The following is an 18491-nucleotide window of genomic DNA, read 5'->3' as shown; positions in this document are numbered from 1 at the left end:
TTCGAGAATGAAAATGTAGGAAAGTTATCGGGTTAATTGTTAAAGCTTTGAAATATAATTGTTTGTGTTCTGGTTCTTGCTTTGGGGATGTGTTTTTAAAAGAATTGTTTTCTCGCTTTTGAAAGTTTTGAAAATGCCTGTAACCGATTCATAACCGGAAAAACAGCCTGGATTGACGCGTATTATTTTATTGAAAATTTAACATTTTATAAAAGGTCTGTATACACAACTTTATATAATTTTGAATCCATTATTATGAAGTTAAGAATTAGACTTTTTATAGCACTTTGTTTTGTGCTGCTGAGCGGATCTGTCGGGCTTTTTGCCCGTACGGCACATCAGCAGTTTTTGGGCTATGAAACAAGTGGAAATTCTGAAAAATTTCAGAACGCTGGTGTATACAGTGCACTGAGTGATATCACAAATTATACTTCATGCCATGTAGAAAAATTAAATGACAAAACATATCCTACCGATAATGAGACCGAAGAAAATGAACTGACGTCTTCTAAAAAATGGTTGGAGTTAAATAATTATTTTACTACCGTATTATACACACAAGTACCCGCTAGGGATTACTACACTATAAAAAAGCGCTTACAACTTTGTAAGCCTTTTTTGTTTTTGCCTTCCTGCAAAAAATTTATCATCTTCCGCGTTATCAGGATTTGATTCCAAACCACCATTGGCGTTAAAACGCTATCTCCACTAACATTTGTTTTGCGGCACTGCGCTCCTGGGTTTTTTGCCCGTTTCGGAGTAAGGATATCTATGCCCGTACACTAAAAAATCAATAAAATTTTATACTGCTTAAAAGCAAAACCATTATGAAGAAAATCCTAATGCTCACAGGGTTATGTACCTTGTTGTGTTCCATTGGCTGTACGTCAAAAAAAGAAAACGAAAAAGAAGATCAGGTGAAATATCTGGTAACCAATCCTGTTCAAAAGGATACAATGATTACAAAGGATTATGTGTCCCAGATTCACTCCATTCAACATATTGAGCTTAGAGCTCAGGAACGTGGATATCTGGAGAAAATTTTTGTAGATGAAGGACAATTTGTTAAAAAAGGACAATTGTTATTCCAGATCATGCCAAAATTATACCAGGCAGAAACACAAAAAGCAGCTGCTGAAGCGAGTTTTGCCGAAATTGAATATAAAAATACCAAACGACTTGCCGATAAAAATGTAGTTGCGCCAAATGAATTGGCTATGGCGAAAGCGAAATTGGATAAGGCAAAAGCCGAATTAGCGCTAACACAAGTACACCTTGGATTTACCGAAATCCGCGCTCCGTTCGACGGGATCATCGACCGTTTTCATGTAAGACAGGGAAGCCTTGTAGAGGAAGGTGATCTGTTAACCAATCTTTCGGATAACAGTAAAATGTGGGTATATTATAATGTACCGGAGGCTGAGTATCTGGATTATAAAGCCAAGGTGAAAAGTGATAGTGCTCCGAAAGTAGGCCTGTTAATGGCAAACAATAAAATGTTTGATCATTCAGGTGTGGTAGAAACGATTGAAGGAGAGTTTAATAATGAAACCGGAAATATTGCCTTCAGAGCAACATTCCCGAACCCGAAAGGATTGTTACGCCACGGGGAAACGGGGAATATCAAAATGGGAATTCCTCTTAAAAATGCCATCCTGATTCCTCAAAAAGCAACTTTTGAAGTCCTGGACAAAAAGTATGTATATGTAGTTGATAAAGACAATGTATTGCGATCAAGAGAAATTCAAATCGCAGCAGAATTACCACATATTTTCGTGATTAAAAGTGGCCTGGCACTTACTGATAAGGTGCTTATCGAAGGAATTCGTCTTGTAAAAGAGAATGAAAAAATCAATTACAAATTTGAGAAGCCCGAATATGTTATGTCGCATTTAGAGCTATATGCAGAATAATCGAATAACTAAAAAGAGAAAACATGTTTAGTAAATTTATACATAGACCTGTATTTGCGATTGTAATTTCGATTATGATTGTCTTTATGGGCTCCCTGGCAATTAAACAGTTGCCCACATCGCAATTTCCAGATATTGCGCCAACAACAGTAAATATTTTTATCGCTTATCCGGGATCCAGCGCCGATGTATTGGTGAAATCAACGTTGATCACATTAGAAAATGCCATCAATGGAGTTCAGGATATGCGTTATATGGCAACCGATGCAACCAGTGCCGGTGAAGCGACTTTAAGAATCATCTTCGAACCCGGTACCGATCCGAATCAGGCAGTGGTAAGGGTCAAAACAAGGGTGGATCAGGTAATGCCGTTACTACCCGAACTGGTACAACGGGAAGGGGTGGTGATAACACCGATCCAGCCCAGTATGTTGATGTATATCAACCTGTATGCGAAAGGCAAAAACATGGATGAAAAATTCCTGTACAATTATGCCAACGTAAAAATGCTTCCTGAGATTAACCGTATTAAAGGGGTTGCCCGATCTCAGATATTAGGAAGTAGAACCTATGCGATGCGTATTTGGTTAAATCCGGATCGTATGCGAGCGTATAATGTTTCAGTAGATGAAGTAATGAAAGCGCTGGGCGAACAGAGTATCGTGGGACGTCCGGGACGTATCGGGCAAAGTTCCGGTATTCAGGCACAATCTCTGGAATACGTTTTAACGTATAAAGGACGTTATAGTGAACCATCAGAATATGAAAATGTAATTATCCGGGCCAATGCAGATGGGGAAAGTATCCGATTAAAAGATATCGGACGGGCGGAACTGGGGAGTGAATTCTTCGATATCTATTCCAATTTAGATGGACATCCTTCGGCTTCAATTGTATTAAAACAAAATTACGGTAGTAATGCCAACGATGTAATCAAACAGGTAAAAGCCAAGCTGGAGGAAATGAAAGAAACCTTCCCGCCGGGATTGGACTATAAAATCAGTTATGACGTATCGAAATTCCTGGATGCTTCAATGGAACAGGTTGTCGATACCTTGCGTGATGCCTTTATATTAGTGGCACTGGTAGTATTTATCTTCCTCGGTGACTGGCGTTCCACGCTGATTCCGATATTAGCGGTTCCGGTTTCCTTAATTGGTGCCTTCTTTGTTATTCAGTTTTTTGGAATCTCGATCAACCTGGTAACCCTTTTTGCTCTTGTACTGGCCATTGGTATTGTGGTCGATGATGCGATCGTCGTCGTCGAGGCAGTTCATGCCAAATTTGAAGAATTCCCACACATAACGCCATATCAGGCGGTGAAATTAGTATTGGGTGAAATTAGTGGTGCAATTATCGCAATTACAGCGGTAATGGTGTCTGTATTTGTACCGATATCCTTTATGTCCGGACCTGTTGGAACGTTCTACCGCCAGTTCTCCATTACGATGGCGAGTTCGATTGTAATTTCGGCCCTGATTGCACTTACGCTGACACCGGTATTGTGTGCGATGTTATTGAAAAATAACCATGGAAAAGAGACTAAAAAGAATTTACTGACCAAAAGTTTGGACAGTTTTAACCGTGTTTTTGATAAAATGACCGGTAAATATGTAAGCCTACTGAAATCAATTGTAAGTAGAAGATGGCTAACATTCGGAGTATTGATAGCCTTCTGTGCCGGTACTTTCTTTGTGAATAAGATTCTTCCGTCCGGATTTATTCCAAGTGAAGATCAGGGAACAATTTATGCGATTATTCAGACACCTCCGGGATCGACATTGGAAACGACTAACCAGGTTTCGCAACGCTTACAAAAAATTTGTGAGCACGTGGATGGTGTAGAATCAGTGTCCTCACTGGCAGGTTATGAGATCATGACGGAAGGTAGGGGATCCAATGCCGGTACATGTTTGATCAACCTAAAAGAATGGTCGGATAGAAAGCATACGGTTACAGAAATCATGGAAGAGTTAGAAGAGAAAACCAAAGGACTTGGTGCGAAAATTGAGTTTTTCGAACCGCCGGCCATTCCAGGATTTGGTTCATCAGGAGGTTTCTCAATGCGTCTTTTGGATAAGAGTACTACGGTCGATTACAAAGACTTCGATAAGATAAACAAAAAGTTTATGGAAGATCTGGGTAAACGTAAAGAGTTAACCGGTTTGTTCACGTTCTTCGCGGCCAACTATCCACAATATGAACTGGAGATAGACAATCAACTGGCCATGCAAAAAGGAGTATCTATCGGAAAAGCAATGGAGAATCTGGACATCCTTATTGGTAGTACCTACGAACAGGGATTCATTAAATTCGAGCGTTTCTTTAAAGTGTATGTACAATCGGATCCTAAATTCAGAAGGCTTCCATCGGATATTTTAAATCTGTATATCAAAAATGATCATGGCGAAATGGTACCGTATTCAGCCTTTATGCGATTAAAGAAAACGCAGGGACCTAACGAGATTACCCGTTACAACATGTACAACTCGGCTGCGATTCAGGGACTTCCTGCTAAAGGATATACCACAGCCGAAGCGATTCAGGCGGTTCGGGAAGTGGCTAAAAAATCATTACCAAAAGGATATGATATTGCCTGGGAAGGACTTTCGTATGACGAAGCCGGTAAAGGAAATGAATCTATTTATATCTTTTTAATCGTATTGTCGTTCGTTTATTTTGTTTTAGCAGCACAATATGAAAGCTTTATCGTTCCGTTGGCGGTTGTTTTCTCGCTTCCGGTTGGGGTTTTCGGTTCGTTTTTATTACTGAAAATGATGGGACTTCAAAATGATATCTATGCACAAATCGGATTGATCATGCTTGTCGGACTACTCGGTAAGAACGCCGTACTAATCGTCGAATTTGCCGTCCAAAAGCACCATGAAGGTGCCACGATACTCGAAGCGGCGATTGAAGGTGCCAAAGTGCGTTTCCGACCGATCCTGATGACTTCCTTTGCGTTTATCGCCGGATTAATTCCGTTGATGCTTGCCAGTGGAGCCGGAGCTATCGGTAACCGAACACTGGGTTCTGCGGCACTTGGAGGAATGCTCTTCGGAACCGTTTTCGGGGTAATTATCGTACCGGGATTGTATTATATTTTCGGCTCATTGGCAGCGGGAAGAAAATTAATACGCGATGAAGAGGATAGTTCTTTATCACACGAATTTGTACATCAGATAGATAATTTTACAAAAGAAGAACAAGAAAATGAGTAAGCGATTAAATGCATATATAGGTATAGGAGTAAGCAGTTTACTACTAACGGTTGCGGGGTGTAAAGCCCCTGCAACGTTGGGTAGATCGGAAAATAAAAACGTTCCGGCTGCCTATAACACAACAGCAGTACAGGATTCGGTGAATACTGGAAAAATGAAATGGAAGGAGTATTTTACCGATAAATACCTGGTAGCGCTTATCGATACGGCATTGGTAAAGAATCAGGAGTTGAATATCACAATGCAGGAGATTGAAATTAGCCGTAACGAAATCCGGGCGCGAAAAGGCGAATACCTGCCGTTTATCGGATTAAAAGGTTCGGCCGGTTTCGATAAAGTAGCCCGTTTTACAAACATCGGTGCGATGGAAGCCAATACCGAGATCAAACCCGGAAAAGAAATGCCGGAACCGTTACAGGATTATTCCATCGGAGCCTATGCTACATGGGAACTGGATATCTGGAATAAATTGCATAATGCTAAAAAAGCAGCCGTAAGCAAATACCTGGCATCGGTGGAAGGTAAAAACTTTACGGTGACCAACCTGATTGCCGAAATTGCCAATTCCTATTACGAATTATTGGCTTTGGACAATCAGTTGGCTATTGTAAAACAAAATATCGAAATCCAGGGAAATGCACTGGAAATTGTAAAATTACAAAAACAGGCAGCCCGCGTAAACGAACTGGCTGTGCGCCGATTCGAAGCACAGGTATTAAATACCAAAAGTCTGCAATTCGATATTCAACAACGTATCACGGAAACGGAAAACAAAATCAACTTTTTGGTAGGCCGTTTTCCGCAACCGGTAGAAAGAAGTACGGCTACGTTTAGCGGTTTGGTACCCAATATGATTCATACCGGAATTCCGTCGCAATTATTGGAAAACCGCCCGGATGTAAAACAAGCCGAATTGGATCTTGTTGCAGCCAAATTAGATATTAAAGTGGCCAAAGCCCGGTTTTATCCGTCTTTGGGGATTTCGGCCGGGATCGGTTACCAGGCGTTTAATCCAAGTTATTTAATCAAACCGGAATCCCTGTTGTATTCGTTGGCCGGCGATCTTGCCGCGCCGTTAATTAACAGGAATGCTATAAAAGCGGCGTATTATACAGCCAATGCCAAACAAATTCAGGCGGTGTATAATTACGAACGTACGCTTTTAAATGCTTACATCGAAGTGGCCAACCAATTGGCTAAGATCAGCAATACGGAAAAAACCTTCGACCTGAAATCCAAACAGGTAGAAGCCTTAAACCAGTCGATTGAAATTTCGAATGATCTTTTCAGTTCGGCAAGAGCCGATTATATGGAGGTCTTAATGACCCAACGTGACGCTCTGGAATCCAAGTTTGACCTGATCGAAACGAAGATGAAGCAAATGAATGCAATGGTAAACATATACCGCGCATTAGGAGGTGGATGGAATTAAATATTCCGCCTGTATGGGCGATTATTAAATTTTGTTGATAGTTAGTGAGGTTAAAGCCTCCGGGACGATCCCGGAGGCTTTTTAATTATAGGAATTATTGTTTTTTAGTGCTAAAAGTAATTATTTATTAAAAATATTAGAATACTTAAGTATATTCGTATATATTATTTAAAAATTGTTTGTATTATTTAAAATAAATATAATTCGGTAAAACCATGAAATTTAAAAGCTTGCTTATCGTGTGTTTGTTGTGGATAACCTGGAGTTATGCGCAGACAACCAAAAGGGTATATTTTGTAGGGAATAGTTATACGTATTATAACAACCTGCCGGAGTTAATCCAAAAAATAGCACTATCTACAAATGATCATTTAGAATATGATAGTCATACGCCCGGTGGTTCGCGTTTTCAACAGCATGCTGCCAATCCAACGGTGTTGGATAAAATCGCCGAAGGGAACTGGGATCATGTGGTTTTACAGGAACAGAGTCAGTTGCCGTCGTTTCCACAGCAACAGGTGGCCACTATGGTATATCCGTATGCCCGGCAATTGGTCGATGCGTTTAAAACAGCCAATCCGTGTGGTTCTGCGGTTTTTTATATGACCTGGGGACGTAAGTATGGCGATGAGCAAAACTGTAATAACGGACTCCCACAGTTGTGTACCTATGAAGGAATGGACAATGCCCTGTATACCTCGTATATGCAAATGGCTGCCGATAATAAAAGTCTGGTTTCACCGGTAGCAAAAGTCTGGCGCGCTATCCGTGAACAAGATCCGGGTATGGAGTTGTATGTAGAAGATAATTCGCATCCATCCTATATCGGTTCCATGGCTGCCGCGTTTACATTTTATACCATTTTTTTTAAAAAGGATCCCACATTAACACCATTTATCGGTGATTTGTCACAACACGATGCTAATATGATCAAAGGAATTGTAAAAAATATTGTGTTTGATCATCCTGAAACCTGGTTTGTCGGAGTACATGATAATCCATCTGATTTCAAATGGGAGGATCTTCAAAACCGAACGTATAAATTTGAATCATTAAATCCAACCGCGACAACCTATTTTTGGAATTTTGGCGACGGAGCAACAGCCACTATACAAAACCCACAGCATACCTATCAGGTCAATGGGACGTACACCGTTAGCCTGACAACCAATGCCTGTAATACGAATGCAATCAAAACACAAACGGTTACCATTACCGCATTATCCAACAACGATTTTACTAAAAAAAAGATCCGGATGTATCCGAATCCGGCTACCGATCGGATTTATATTACGCCAGTAGATTTTGATCAAATTACGGTGTTTGACGTTTTAGGAAAACAAATGCGCGTTGCTATTGCTAAAACCGAGGAAACAGTACAAATAGACACGGAGCAACTGGCTTCCGGTACGTATTTTGTTCAGATTCAAAAGGAAACCGAAAAACAGTTTTATAAATTTCTTAAAAAATAATGCCTTTGTTAAAAGGGTTATAGACTATAGTAATGCTTTATAATACCAACTTAAATCTGGATCAGATTCGAAAAGACACACCCAATTGTCTCGATAAATTATATTTTAATAACGCCGGTGCTTCGTTGATGCCCAAACCGGTTATGGCGAAAATACAGGAATATCTTATTGAAGAAGAAAAGTATGGTGGTTATGCAGCTTTCGATCGGAATAGTGCCGAAATCCAACAGTTTTATAACGAAGTAGCCGAATTAATCGAAGCCACACCCCATAATATCGCTTTTGCACATAGTGCGACCGATGCCTATGCTAAAGCGTTATCGGCGATTGATTTTCAAAAAGACGATGTGATTCTGACTACAGCCGATGATTATGTGACCAATCAAATGCAGTTTTTGTCACTGCAAAAACGATTTGGGATTGTGATTCAAAAGGTACGAAATACTGAAAACGGCGATATCGATTTTGAAGATTTTGAACGTCTTATCGCTCTAAAAAGGCCGAAACTGGTTTGTGTGACGCATATACCGACCAATTCAGGTCTTGTTCAAGATGTCGAAAAAGTGAGTGAAATCTGCGAACGCGAAGGACTACTATTTTTATTGGATGCTTGTCAGTCGGTGGGACAATTACCGGTTTCGGTAGCCAAAATAAAATGTGATTTTATGAGTGTCACCGGACGGAAATTTTTACGAGGACCACGAGGAACGGGGTTTCTGTATATTTCAGATCGAATGTTGGAGCAGGGAAGTTACCCGCTTTTTATTGACGGCGCCGGAGCTATCTGGCGATCGGAAGATACATTCGAACTGATCGAACAGGGAAAACGTTTTCAGTATTGGGAACTTCCGTATGCCTTATTACTGGGTTTAAAAGAGGCAATCCGCTATCAGAAAAGCCTCGGAATAGAAAACATTCAATCTTATAATGATCAGTTGATGACATACCTTCGGAAAAATATAGCTACAATACCGAATGTAGCGACTTTTGATCAAGGTTCTGTGACCTGTAATATTCTGACTTTTACAAAAGAGGAAAAACCAATTTTGGCATTAAAAGAAGAATTGCTAAAAAGAGATGTGTATTGTAGCATCAGTGCTCGTGAATCGGGCGTTATTGATTTTGATAAAAAAGGAATAAAAGGTGTGGTACGAATTTCACCACATTATTTTAACACGATCGACGAAATAGACCGACTTTTAAATCATATCAACGATTTATAATTTGAATTTCTGAAAAAATGATAAAAAAAGCGTTCTATTAGAACGCTTTTTATTTTATCCGCTTCATCGGAAAAGATTGTTTCCGTTCCTGTCCGTTTTTGCTACCGGAAATTTCGGCGGTTAGCGTATTTGTGCCTGTTTTGGTATAGGTGATCACCTGTGGAAAATCGTGTTGTCGGTTTTCAAATATTAATTGATTTTCGGAACTTATTTTAGCAATAAAATGCACCGGTTGGTTGTTGTTCTGATCTTTAACCGTCGGAATATAGAACAGATTAGGCCCTTCCTGTACGAGTTGAATCGTTTCAAAAACGACCGTATCCTTTCCTTGTAGGATATAACTTTTACCACGGTATTCATGATCGTTAATTTTGCGCCAGGTTTCGAAGAGGCTTCCTTTTGATGTTTTGTTTTCCCAGGTGCCAATAATCCAATCGGCTTTTTTGATGTCGGTTGATTCCTGTGTCCAGGCTCCTAAGAACATAAGACTGGTAAACAGTAATGGCAATTTTGTTTTCATAATCTAATGGTTTTGTTGTCCTGCAAAGTTGCAATATGCATTACGTATAAAATTGTAAAAATGCGACACTACTATTCTGTTCCGTAAAAAAGAGCGGACATTTTTAGTTGATCACCATAAAATTCTTTTGGTGTAAGTCCGGTTAGCTCTTTAAAATCTTTATTAAAATGCGCTTGATCATAATATTCATTTTCGTGGGCTAGAGCGGTAAGACTGGTAAATTGTTTGCTGAGCAACATTTTAAGTGTCGCTTGGAGTCGTACGCTTTTAGAAAGTTGTTTAGGACTTAATCCGATAGCGGTGGCAAATTTGCGTTCCAATTGCCGGCGGCTGATATTGGTTTGTCGGGAAACGGCTTTAATGGTTAGCTGACCGTTAGCCGTTAAAATTGTTTCAACGGTCGTTTTGATGATTCGGTCGATCGTTCGGGTATTGGTTAATTGGTTCCGTAAAAAGTTTTCGATATGTTGAATGCGTTCTGCTGTCGATGGAGCATTTAGTATTTTTTGTTCTATTTCGAGTCCGTCTTTACCAAATAATTGCTCGAGTGAAACGGCGGTATTTTCCATTTCCCGAATTGGAATATTGGCAAAGGGAAGAAACCCATCGGGATGAAAACGAACGGAAAAAATCCCAGTTGCTCCGGTGGGTTCAATTTCCAACGGATGGGTGAGTTGTCCAATCACAAAACATCTGGGTTGTAGAATATTATTCCCGTCAGCCAGGTATTGTCGGTAGAGATCGCCATAATGGAAAATCATTTCCATACAACCGTCGGGAACAATTGTTTGTCGTTCCGGGTTGGGTTTCGCGGGGCTTTCCAGCATCCAATAACACTTTATCAGTTCGCCTAATTCCGGATTCGGATCAAATGTTTTATAATACATAGTGTTGCTGTTAAAATAAACTCAGGAATGGGCAAATATTTTTCGTTTCGATTCTCAAAGATAGTATAGTAACGAATTTGTAGAACTGATGATATGTTTATTTTTACTAATTGTGTTTTGATTTTGAGTGAATTAAGCTATTGCTGTAAAAAGTTTACTATTTTTTAGTCATAAAGATTTGCAGATACGAAAAAGCTTGTTATATTTGCAACCGCAATCAGGAAATGGTTGTAACATACTGGAGAAATGGCAGAGTGGTCGATTGCGGCAGTCTTGAAAACTGTTGACTGTAACAGGTCCGGGGGTTCGAATCCCTCTTTCTCCGCAAAAGCAATTAAAAAGCCCCGTTAGTCGGGGCTTTTCTTTTTTAGTTGACAATATAGTTGACAATTCTCTACATTTTATCTAAGATTTAAACTCTATATGCTAATTATAGTATGTTGATAATGCTTTAATATAGAATTAGTTTTGAATACCACAATTAGCAATGAACGAAAAATCACAAATACTACTAAAGTTCGGAGAAAATGTAAGGAAGCTAAGAATTAGCAAAGGAATTTCTCAAGAACAATTAGCTCATCTTGCCGATGTTCATAGAACTTATATAGGCATGATTGAAAGAGCCGAAAAAAACATCACCCTGATTAATATCGAAAAAATTGCTAATGCCTTAGAAACTGACATTAAGAATTTGTTATAATGGAGAAGAAACAAAGTTTTGGTTTTAGCACTCCAGTTAGGAGAACGACAAAAAACATCTCCGGAAATAAAGTTGGCGGAGAATTAACTGGGAGTGAAAGTGAAATAATATATACAAAAAAGCTCTCTATTGATTCAGCTAAAGAATTTGAATTTTTAATACCAAGTTCTGAAGCTATCGGATTATTTAATAAGGATATTGCAATTGCTGCTATTGGAGGTTATTTTATTTCTGATAAAGATGTTGAGATTAATTTATCAATTACTATTAATGAAAATACCACTAAAAGTAGCTATATACTACAAGGAAATAGATTTGAAGCAATAGGTAATGACTTTGAGTTAGATTTAGCCATCAAATTTAATAATGCTGTTGCAAAAATAGAATTCAAAGTGGTAGAGCCTACTACAATACACTATACTCATTTTGCTTTTGGATTTATTTCAAAAGAAGAATTCATAGTTAGTGAAGAAGCATATTATCATTATTCTAATAGTAAAAAAAGAATTTGTTTTCCTGAACAATTTTATTTTAACGAGAATTATGAAATAGATGGTTCTGTTAATGGCGATTTGATTATAACCAAGTCTTGCAATAGATGTCAAAGATATTTACCTGTAAATCCTTTTAATCAACGTCAACAGTTAGCGTTTTCAAACCATTGTACAACAAAAGCACCATGTACTCATAATGGTTTTTCAATATATGAAGTTGTGTTAACCTCAGCCGATAAGGATACAATTGAAAAAAAATTTGAAGAAGAATTCGATAAAGCCTATGCATACAAACATGAGATGATTAAATGCTATTTTGGGCATCAGCTCGAATGTAAAGCTTGTAAAAAGTTTTTTGTTAATGCAGCCCTCAATCACTTAAGATCATCCAGTCAACATAGAGAGGATTCCCTAAGACGGAGGGCTTTTGAACTTTTATGTCGTAAACTACTTGGTTTAAATTCAATTTATCATGATTTTAGAATAAATACTGGGAAAGAATTTGATAAATTTATTTATGAAAAGTTTGACAAGAAGTGTTTTAATTGTAATAATCCAATAGCCATCATCAACGAAATGCATTTGGATCACACAATGCCGCTTTCCCATCTTTATCCATTAGACGAAACAGCTACTTGTCTTTGTGATTCATGTAATTTGGCTAAAAGTGACATCTTTCCAGTAGATTTTTACGATGAAGAAAAGTTAAAAAAACTTTCTGAAATTACAGAAATTCCATTAGCGGTAATTTCGTCAAGAATGCCGAACGAGAAAGCGCTTATCAAACTAAAAGAAAATGTAATTTGGTTTATTGAAGATTTCCTCACTCATCCTGAATATCAAAAGGACAGAGATGGAAAAGTTGCCGCCAACTCTATTCTGCATTCAGTTCAAAAAGCCACAAATAATTCCCCTAATAAATATGACATTTTAGAGGAATACGGAAAGGCTAAAAAAGAAGGCAAATAATAAGTCTAATGAGCTAAAATGTATTGATGTACATTGACAGAACCTTTATCGGTCATACCATGATTTTCAACCATAGAAACATCTTCATTATATAATTTAGCAGTTTGGAAATATTTTTTTGCAATGGGTAGAATAATTTCGCCCATATCCTTTTTATCACTTTTACCTAAATGCAAAATCATAATCCCATTATTTGTTAATCTATCTTTTGCTTGAACAAAAATTTCATTATATAATTCGAAACTCTTTTTCTGTTTAGTTTCAATAAAGGCTTCTTTTTCTAATTCAAAATCTTCATTCTCCCAACCCATAAACCAACTTCTAATCCAATTAGTGAGATAGAATTTTGTAGATTCAAAAAAAGGCGGGCTGGAAATGATTGCATTAACATCTTTAATATCTTCATTCCAGTTTTTCATAATGTCTCCTTGATAGATATTACCTCTATTAAAACCTTCACTCTTGTTTGTTTTCAATCCCTTAAATACTTTATCTGAAAGCTTTTCATGTAGACTTTTATATTCATATTCTCCAGTCGGAGCATAAGGTGTTATTGGATGACTTTTTCGGCTTAAGGCATAAGGTCTATTCCCATGAAGAATATGTAATAACGAGCCTAAAATCAAATAATAGGAGTCATTTTTATTAGGATAATTTAGAAAAAAATCTCTCGCTTTTAAAATTTCTGCGAATGTATTTTCATGATAGTATTCTATTAAAGTTTTATTGAATCCAAAAGCTCCTGCTTTTTCAATGACAGTTGGTTGAAGAATGAAGTTATCAATATGATTTCTTAAGTCTAAAAGGATATTCATGCAATCTACCTCATTTGGAATCCCTACCTTACCTTTTGATATTGCTACTGCAATAGGGTTAATATCTAATCCAAAAGAAATCCTTGATTGCAATGACGCTTCGAAAGGAACGGTTCCTGAACCGCTAAAAAAATCAAATACTTTTTCTCCTTCCGAAGTAAATTTATTAATTAAGTGATGAGCTAAAGATGGTTTCAATTTACCTGAAAATGAACACAATGAATGAAGCGGATCTCCCCAATTCCTTTTAGAATAAGGAAATTCTTTGAAAGGCAATTCAATTAAAAATCTATCAAACTCACTTTCAATAGTTGGATTACTTACTTTTTGCATACAATTAATATTTGTTCTAATGGCGAACCATCTTTTGATTTTCTTTCTCTAAGTATGATTACTTCCTCAATACTAAATTTTAATTCTTTCAGGATTTCGATAAAAATTTTATCTGTTGGTATATGAATTCCACCATAAATAGAATCTCCAATATCAATGCAAAAGTAACCTCCTTTTACTGTGTACTTATATATATTTTCAAAAACAATTTTCATGTCAAAGAAATAATCTCTCACCATTTTTGGTATTCTTCTATCATACCATAAGGATTTATCATTCAACGATTCCTCAATAAACGGAATTATCATCTCTTTTTTTATAGTTGTAACATCATTGATTCCCGCTGTAACTACTTCCTGTCTGAAAAAAATCAAATCCTTTTTGGATTTTAGCCTGCCGGTAAACCATAACTCAAGTTTAGTATTCCTGATGTAATTCGTACCATTTAAATATGGAGGGCTTGTAAAAGTAAAATCAATTTTGCCTTCTAAATCATTTTTGAAATGTTTCGAATTATATGAAAAGTCAATACTTTCAAAATCAGTTTCAAACTCAAAGATGCTCTCTATATCTTCAATTATATTGTTGAGATTTTTTTTTGTTCTATCTATAAAATTAGTGATTTGCTTTATTTCATTCGGAGTTCTTCTAAATCGGATGTCTCCAGCTCTTTTTAAAAGAGAAGATGGGAGAAGTGCCTCACACATAGCAATATTTAAAAGTTCAAACTCTAACCCTTTATATTTATTGAGAAATGTTTTTGATTTTAAAACGTCTTGATAAGTAGATTCATGAAAATATATACTTGGAGAAAAAGTATTTTTATAAGTTTCATCCAAATCATTACAAGGCTGAGACATTTCGATTTTAGCTTTATATTCTACTAAAATTTCTTTAAGATTTATTATAAGTCTTTCTTTATCTTTTTTATTTAGGGATAATACTGATCGCTTTGTCTCAGTAAGCGAAACCATAAAAGGATTTACCTCATCGTAATGACATCTTATTTTCTCTTTTAAAGCATATATCGGAACCGTTCCACTTCCTGAGAACGGTTCGTAAATATATTTAGGTTTAATATTTAGATGATTAATAGAATTTGTAACAAAGTCTTCAGCAAAACCTTCTAAATAGGGAAACCATCTTTGAATTGAAGATATTTTTGAATCGATGAACGTTACATCACGTTTTAAATTTGAATTTTCCTTCACTTTTTATGCTAATTATAGTATGCGAATATATGAACAAAGGAAAGGAAAAGCAAACGGTTAACCAAACAATTTAACCAACAGTTTTTAACAGCTTATATGAAAAAGATATAGCCTACAAAAGCTATTACAATACTAAGGATGTTCTCTTAGCCAATGAAAATCTTGCGCCGTAACATCTTCACGAGGTACAATTAGAAAATCATGTTCTAATGGATAGTTTCGTAGTGGAGTTTCTGCAAAAAATCTACTGATAGTTTCATCAATTACATAAATCTGATCAACTGGAGCATAAGATTGAAAAAAATGACAATACAAAACTTTTACATTTTTATCTTTAATATCAAAAGACATCATCGAATTTCTGATTTTCTCAAATCTAACTTGTTCTACTTCTGTTCCGTCAAGAGTTTCCAATCCTACATGTATTGCTGCCTTACTTCCAATTGGAAATTGATCTGTCGCAGATTTTACTTGATTCCAAATACTTCTCGCCTTAGTTTCAATCGAAGATGACGCATCACATTTCCAACTCACACCAAAAGCATGACTTATACTATCAATATATAAATTCACCCACAGATTTTCTCCAATTGAAAACAGTTTACCATCTATTCCTGCTGAGAAGCCCGTATCAGATTTTTTTCCACCTATCAAATATTTTAATTGATTAGAACCATTTTTAACATAATAATTTTTTAAATGTTGATTAATAGCTTCAATATTGACAAACGAAACTCTAACATCCCAAATTTCATTAGATATATCTTTTGAAGAAGTAGCCATTTCAGATAATTTTCCGGATAATTGTTCAAATAAAAAATTATCACTTAAGGTGTTTAACTCAACATGGAAAACGACTTCTAATAGGATATTATTAAATACCAATTCTGATTTGATAGTGTTTAGCATTTTTAACCATTTCTCTCTTTCTTTTATACTATATTCAGAATTCTGAGATAGTCTTTTGCATTCAACATACCAGTAGTCATCTCCTTTTTGAGCAAATATATCGGGTGTTTTAGTATTGGCTTCAGGCAAAAACTTTACTTCCCAACTATTTTTTGCCCAAATTAAAGCAGTTAAGAGTTCAAACAAAATTGCATCTGCCTGGGCTTTCTCTTTTTTTAAAAGCTTTTTAATTTTATCTTCAACTCCTTCTATTCTTTTTAGTAATTCCAAATCAATCCCAAATCGTTTAAAAATTGGAACAATTCGAGCACCTTGAATGGGCTCATACTTTACAATATCATTCAATAAGGAATCCACAAGGTATAAATACCATCCAATCCTATCATCTTTTACAGACAGAAATTGCATTTGAGATAAAGGTGCTGTATCTGATTTAGGCTTGAATCGGAGAAAATCCTCAATCTTCTTTTTTCTATTCATCCAATGTGCTTCACTCATAAATGAAAGAAACCATTCTAAGGTTGATTTCAAATCTTGGTCTTCATAATTAGGAATATTGATATCCTTTGGATCTATAATATGCATAATTTAATTTTTAAGTTTTTCCAAACGCTGTCGAGCTTTTAACAAAATTTCTTCACTGAATAACACTTTAAATTTTTCCTTCAGGATTATGCTTTCAATTGTGAGATCCAATCTATTTATTTCAAACATTTTAATCAATCCTGAATGCAGTTTTTCAGTACCTTCATTTATGAGGCGATTAGCTGCTCCTATCGAACCATAACTATATATTTGATTTAATATAGTGGGCTTATGTATTTTTGCTCCTGCGTCGATTGATTTATCGATTGAAGCAATTAATTCATCATGTAATTCTGTTTCCAAAAGTATGAATTCGTCCTCTTTGGTTTTATCAATAATGGCATCTTGACTTATCATTACTTGTTTGTCATAGTTGATGACTATCTTTCTTAGTTTAGAAAAGCGGAAAATAAATTGTTTAACAAGTTGGACTTCATCACTCTCGATAATAAATTCGTGATTGTAATATTCAGCAGAATATGTCCAATTGTATGAACCAGCTATTAACTTATTTTCATCAAAAATTGCAAATTTATCATGTAGAAACTTTCCACTAAAAGTTGGCAAAACATACACTTTCCCTCCCTTACTTATAAAATTATTAAAGTTCAATCTTCTATTCTCTATATGATCGCTTATTATTATTTCTATTTTGCAACCACTTTCTAATTTATCAGTTAGCTGTCCGAGTAAATCTTTATTTGTAAACCAAGCAACCGATATCAGAATTGATGACTTGGATGAATAAATACTTTGTTCGATTTTCCGCTTTATATCTATAAATGATGCTTTTATCATCTGATTATTAATAATTCAAGTATTAGGGTTAAAAATATAAATATATTAAACGATGTTCATATATCATGTTTAAGTAGTTCTATTTTATTGCGAAATAATGTCCATGCAATTTGATAATATAGCTGTGGCTGTATTTTGCCAATCAAAGAGATGTGGATTAAATTCCCATTCTTCATATTTTACAACCTGTTGAGGTTCTTTAATTATGATTTCTTCCCTCTTTTCATTATTGAATCCGAAACGTTCAAAAATTCGGATTCCTTTCATAGCAGTTAGAATATTATCTAAAGCCGAAACATAGATTTGATAAGAAGCATTATCGCCTTTTTTCTTCATATCCGGTTCAGTAAATATTTTGCTTCCATACTTAATAATCTCTATCAATCCTGTTTCAGCGTTGAAAATTTCCCTCATATCCTGAGCCTGTCTTTGGGCAAATTTTGGTGTCCATAATTTTAGCCAATTCTGAATTAATATTTCAGCCATTTCCTTGTTGGCAACTATCAAATGTAGATGAGGATTATAAGTCTTTTTTGTCGGATTGAAATTGCACTCCAGCGATTTAACTCCAATTAGTTTGATTCCTTTTCCTCTCAGATAGTTCTTTTTGTGTCTGTCCTTTATTCTTTGAAATCCCTGCATAACTTTTTTAATCATTATCCTTAGTCTATTAGCAGAACAGGCTTTGATAGTTAGTGTTACGAAATAAGGTGTTTCCCATTGCTCAATAATCGGATAATATTTATTTATAATTTCAGCTTTCCTAATGCTGCAACAAAGAGTACAAAATCTGTTTTTACAGTAGTTACCATACAAACGACCATCAACACTTGTTACTCGATTTTGGCAATAGTAACTGTTCCAATAGCTTTTCTGTTTTTCGTTATCACCTTTTTCTTTTGCTACATCCATTAGGCTTAGCATCATACTTTGAGTGATAAATTTTCGTTTTGCCCTTGCTCTCAAAACCTCATCATTGCTGAGGTCAGAGCCATTTCCTGAAATAAAA

Annotated in this window: 15 protein-coding genes and 1 tRNA gene; 9 read left to right on the top strand and 7 right to left on the bottom strand. The window is 36.0% G+C overall.

Annotated features, from left to right (window positions below):
• The first annotated feature begins 255 nt into the window (after nucleotides 1-255).
• The 6 genes from E6C50_RS04475 (at nucleotide 256) to E6C50_RS04450 (ending at nucleotide 9261) form a co-directional block, all read left to right on the top strand.
• Nucleotides 256-672, top strand: coding sequence for a hypothetical protein (locus tag E6C50_RS04475; protein WP_136401986.1), 417 nt, complete (start codon nucleotides 256-258; stop codon nucleotides 670-672).
• 155 nt (nucleotides 673-827) lie between these two features.
• A complete protein-coding gene (locus E6C50_RS04470; RefSeq protein ID WP_136401985.1) occupies nucleotides 828-1913 on the top strand; it encodes an efflux RND transporter periplasmic adaptor subunit in 1086 nt (361 codons plus the stop codon).
• A 23-nt stretch (nucleotides 1914-1936) separates the two neighbouring features.
• Entirely contained in the window at nucleotides 1937-5134 is a 3198-nt protein-coding gene (locus E6C50_RS04465) for an efflux RND transporter permease subunit (RefSeq protein WP_136401984.1), read from the top strand.
• Nucleotides 5127-6566, top strand: coding sequence for a TolC family protein (locus E6C50_RS04460; protein WP_136401983.1), 1440 nt, complete (start codon nucleotides 5127-5129; stop codon nucleotides 6564-6566). Before E6C50_RS04465 ends, E6C50_RS04460 begins: the two co-directional genes overlap by 8 nt.
• 215 nt (nucleotides 6567-6781) lie before the next feature.
• Nucleotides 6782-8038, top strand: a complete 1257-nt coding sequence (locus E6C50_RS04455; RefSeq protein WP_136401982.1) for a PKD domain-containing protein — start codon at nucleotides 6782-6784, stop codon at nucleotides 8036-8038.
• Between the two features lie 32 nt (nucleotides 8039-8070).
• Nucleotides 8071-9261: an aminotransferase class V-fold PLP-dependent enzyme gene (locus tag E6C50_RS04450; RefSeq protein WP_136401981.1), complete on the top strand. Its 1191-nt coding sequence runs from the start codon at nucleotides 8071-8073 to the stop codon at nucleotides 9259-9261.
• Between the two features lie 49 nt (nucleotides 9262-9310).
• On the opposite strand, the gene E6C50_RS04445 is transcribed toward E6C50_RS04450, so the two are convergent.
• Together E6C50_RS04445 and E6C50_RS04440 are read right to left on the bottom strand one after the other, a co-directional pair.
• On the bottom strand, nucleotides 9311-9781 hold the full coding sequence (locus E6C50_RS04445) for a DUF6265 family protein (RefSeq protein ID WP_136401980.1): 471 nt from the start codon (nucleotides 9779-9781) through the stop codon (nucleotides 9311-9313).
• Nucleotides 9782-9852: 71 nt separating this feature from the next.
• The gene (locus E6C50_RS04440) at nucleotides 9853-10668 is read right to left on the bottom strand and encodes a helix-turn-helix domain-containing protein (protein WP_136401979.1); all 816 of its coding nucleotides are present in this window, start codon (nucleotides 10666-10668) and stop codon (nucleotides 9853-9855) included.
• 240 nt (nucleotides 10669-10908) lie between these two features.
• On the opposite strand from E6C50_RS04440, the gene E6C50_RS04435 reads away from it, so the two are divergent.
• The 3 genes from E6C50_RS04435 (at nucleotide 10909) to E6C50_RS04425 (ending at nucleotide 12831) form a co-directional block, all read left to right on the top strand.
• A tRNA-Ser gene (locus tag E6C50_RS04435) sits at nucleotides 10909-10993 on the top strand.
• Nucleotides 10994-11155: 162 nt separating this feature from the next.
• Nucleotides 11156-11368 carry a helix-turn-helix domain-containing protein gene (locus E6C50_RS04430; RefSeq protein WP_136401978.1) on the top strand — a complete coding sequence of 71 codons (213 nt, stop codon included), beginning with the start codon at nucleotides 11156-11158 and terminating at the stop codon, nucleotides 11366-11368.
• Entirely contained in the window at nucleotides 11368-12831 is a 1464-nt protein-coding gene (locus E6C50_RS04425; RefSeq protein WP_136401977.1) for a hypothetical protein, read from the top strand. The genes E6C50_RS04430 and E6C50_RS04425 overlap by 1 nt, the downstream gene beginning before the upstream one ends.
• A gap of 5 nt (nucleotides 12832-12836) precedes the next feature.
• On the opposite strand, the gene E6C50_RS04420 is transcribed toward E6C50_RS04425, so the two are convergent.
• The 5 genes from E6C50_RS04420 to E6C50_RS04400 form a co-directional block, all read right to left on the bottom strand.
• A complete protein-coding gene (locus E6C50_RS04420; protein WP_136401976.1) occupies nucleotides 12837-13979 on the bottom strand; it encodes a DNA methyltransferase in 1143 nt (380 codons plus the stop codon).
• Nucleotides 13967-15190: a hypothetical protein gene (locus tag E6C50_RS04415; protein ID WP_136401975.1), complete on the bottom strand. Its 1224-nt coding sequence runs from the start codon at nucleotides 15188-15190 to the stop codon at nucleotides 13967-13969. The genes E6C50_RS04420 and E6C50_RS04415 overlap by 13 nt, the downstream gene beginning before the upstream one ends.
• A 132-nt stretch (nucleotides 15191-15322) precedes the next feature.
• Nucleotides 15323-16684: a hypothetical protein gene (locus tag E6C50_RS04410; RefSeq protein ID WP_136401974.1), complete on the bottom strand. Its 1362-nt coding sequence runs from the start codon at nucleotides 16682-16684 to the stop codon at nucleotides 15323-15325.
• 3 nt (nucleotides 16685-16687) lie between these two features.
• Nucleotides 16688-17482 (bottom strand): phospholipase D-like domain-containing protein, encoded by a 795-nt coding sequence (locus E6C50_RS04405; protein WP_136401973.1) that lies wholly within the window; start codon nucleotides 17480-17482, stop codon nucleotides 16688-16690.
• A gap of 84 nt (nucleotides 17483-17566) precedes the next feature.
• Complete coding sequence (locus tag E6C50_RS04400) at nucleotides 17567-18409, bottom strand: protein rep (protein WP_136401972.1); 843 nt, start codon at nucleotides 18407-18409, stop codon at nucleotides 17567-17569.
• Nucleotides 18410-18491: the final 82 nt, after the last annotated feature.

This window comes from Flavobacterium supellecticarium, from assembly GCF_004801375.1.
Taxonomy (GTDB): Bacteria; Bacteroidota; Bacteroidia; order Flavobacteriales; family Flavobacteriaceae; genus Flavobacterium; species Flavobacterium supellecticarium.
This window is presented reverse-complemented; position numbering and strand designations above follow the sequence as displayed.

Coding starts and splice junctions, on each gene's coding strand:
- E6C50_RS04475 (WP_136401986.1), top strand. CDS start 256: ATGAAGTTAAGAATTAGACTTTTTATAGCACTTTGTTTTGTGCTGCTG.
- E6C50_RS04470 (WP_136401985.1), top strand. CDS start 828: ATGAAGAAAATCCTAATGCTCACAGGGTTATGTACCTTGTTGTGTTCC.
- E6C50_RS04465 (WP_136401984.1), top strand. CDS start 1,937: ATGTTTAGTAAATTTATACATAGACCTGTATTTGCGATTGTAATTTCG.
- E6C50_RS04460 (WP_136401983.1), top strand. CDS start 5,127: ATGAGTAAGCGATTAAATGCATATATAGGTATAGGAGTAAGCAGTTTA.
- E6C50_RS04455 (WP_136401982.1), top strand. CDS start 6,782: ATGAAATTTAAAAGCTTGCTTATCGTGTGTTTGTTGTGGATAACCTGG.
- E6C50_RS04450 (WP_136401981.1), top strand. CDS start 8,071: ATGCTTTATAATACCAACTTAAATCTGGATCAGATTCGAAAAGACACA.
- E6C50_RS04445 (WP_136401980.1), bottom strand. CDS start 9,781: ATGAAAACAAAATTGCCATTACTGTTTACCAGTCTTATGTTCTTAGGA.
- E6C50_RS04440 (WP_136401979.1), bottom strand. CDS start 10,668: ATGTATTATAAAACATTTGATCCGAATCCGGAATTAGGCGAACTGATA.
- E6C50_RS04430 (WP_136401978.1), top strand. CDS start 11,156: ATGAACGAAAAATCACAAATACTACTAAAGTTCGGAGAAAATGTAAGG.
- E6C50_RS04425 (WP_136401977.1), top strand. CDS start 11,368: ATGGAGAAGAAACAAAGTTTTGGTTTTAGCACTCCAGTTAGGAGAACG.
- E6C50_RS04420 (WP_136401976.1), bottom strand. CDS start 13,979: ATGCAAAAAGTAAGTAATCCAACTATTGAAAGTGAGTTTGATAGATTT.
- E6C50_RS04410 (WP_136401974.1), bottom strand. CDS start 16,684: ATGCATATTATAGATCCAAAGGATATCAATATTCCTAATTATGAAGAC.
- E6C50_RS04405 (WP_136401973.1), bottom strand. CDS start 17,482: ATGATAAAAGCATCATTTATAGATATAAAGCGGAAAATCGAACAAAGT.
- E6C50_RS04400 (WP_136401972.1), bottom strand. CDS start 18,409: ATGATGCTAAGCCTAATGGATGTAGCAAAAGAAAAAGGTGATAACGAA.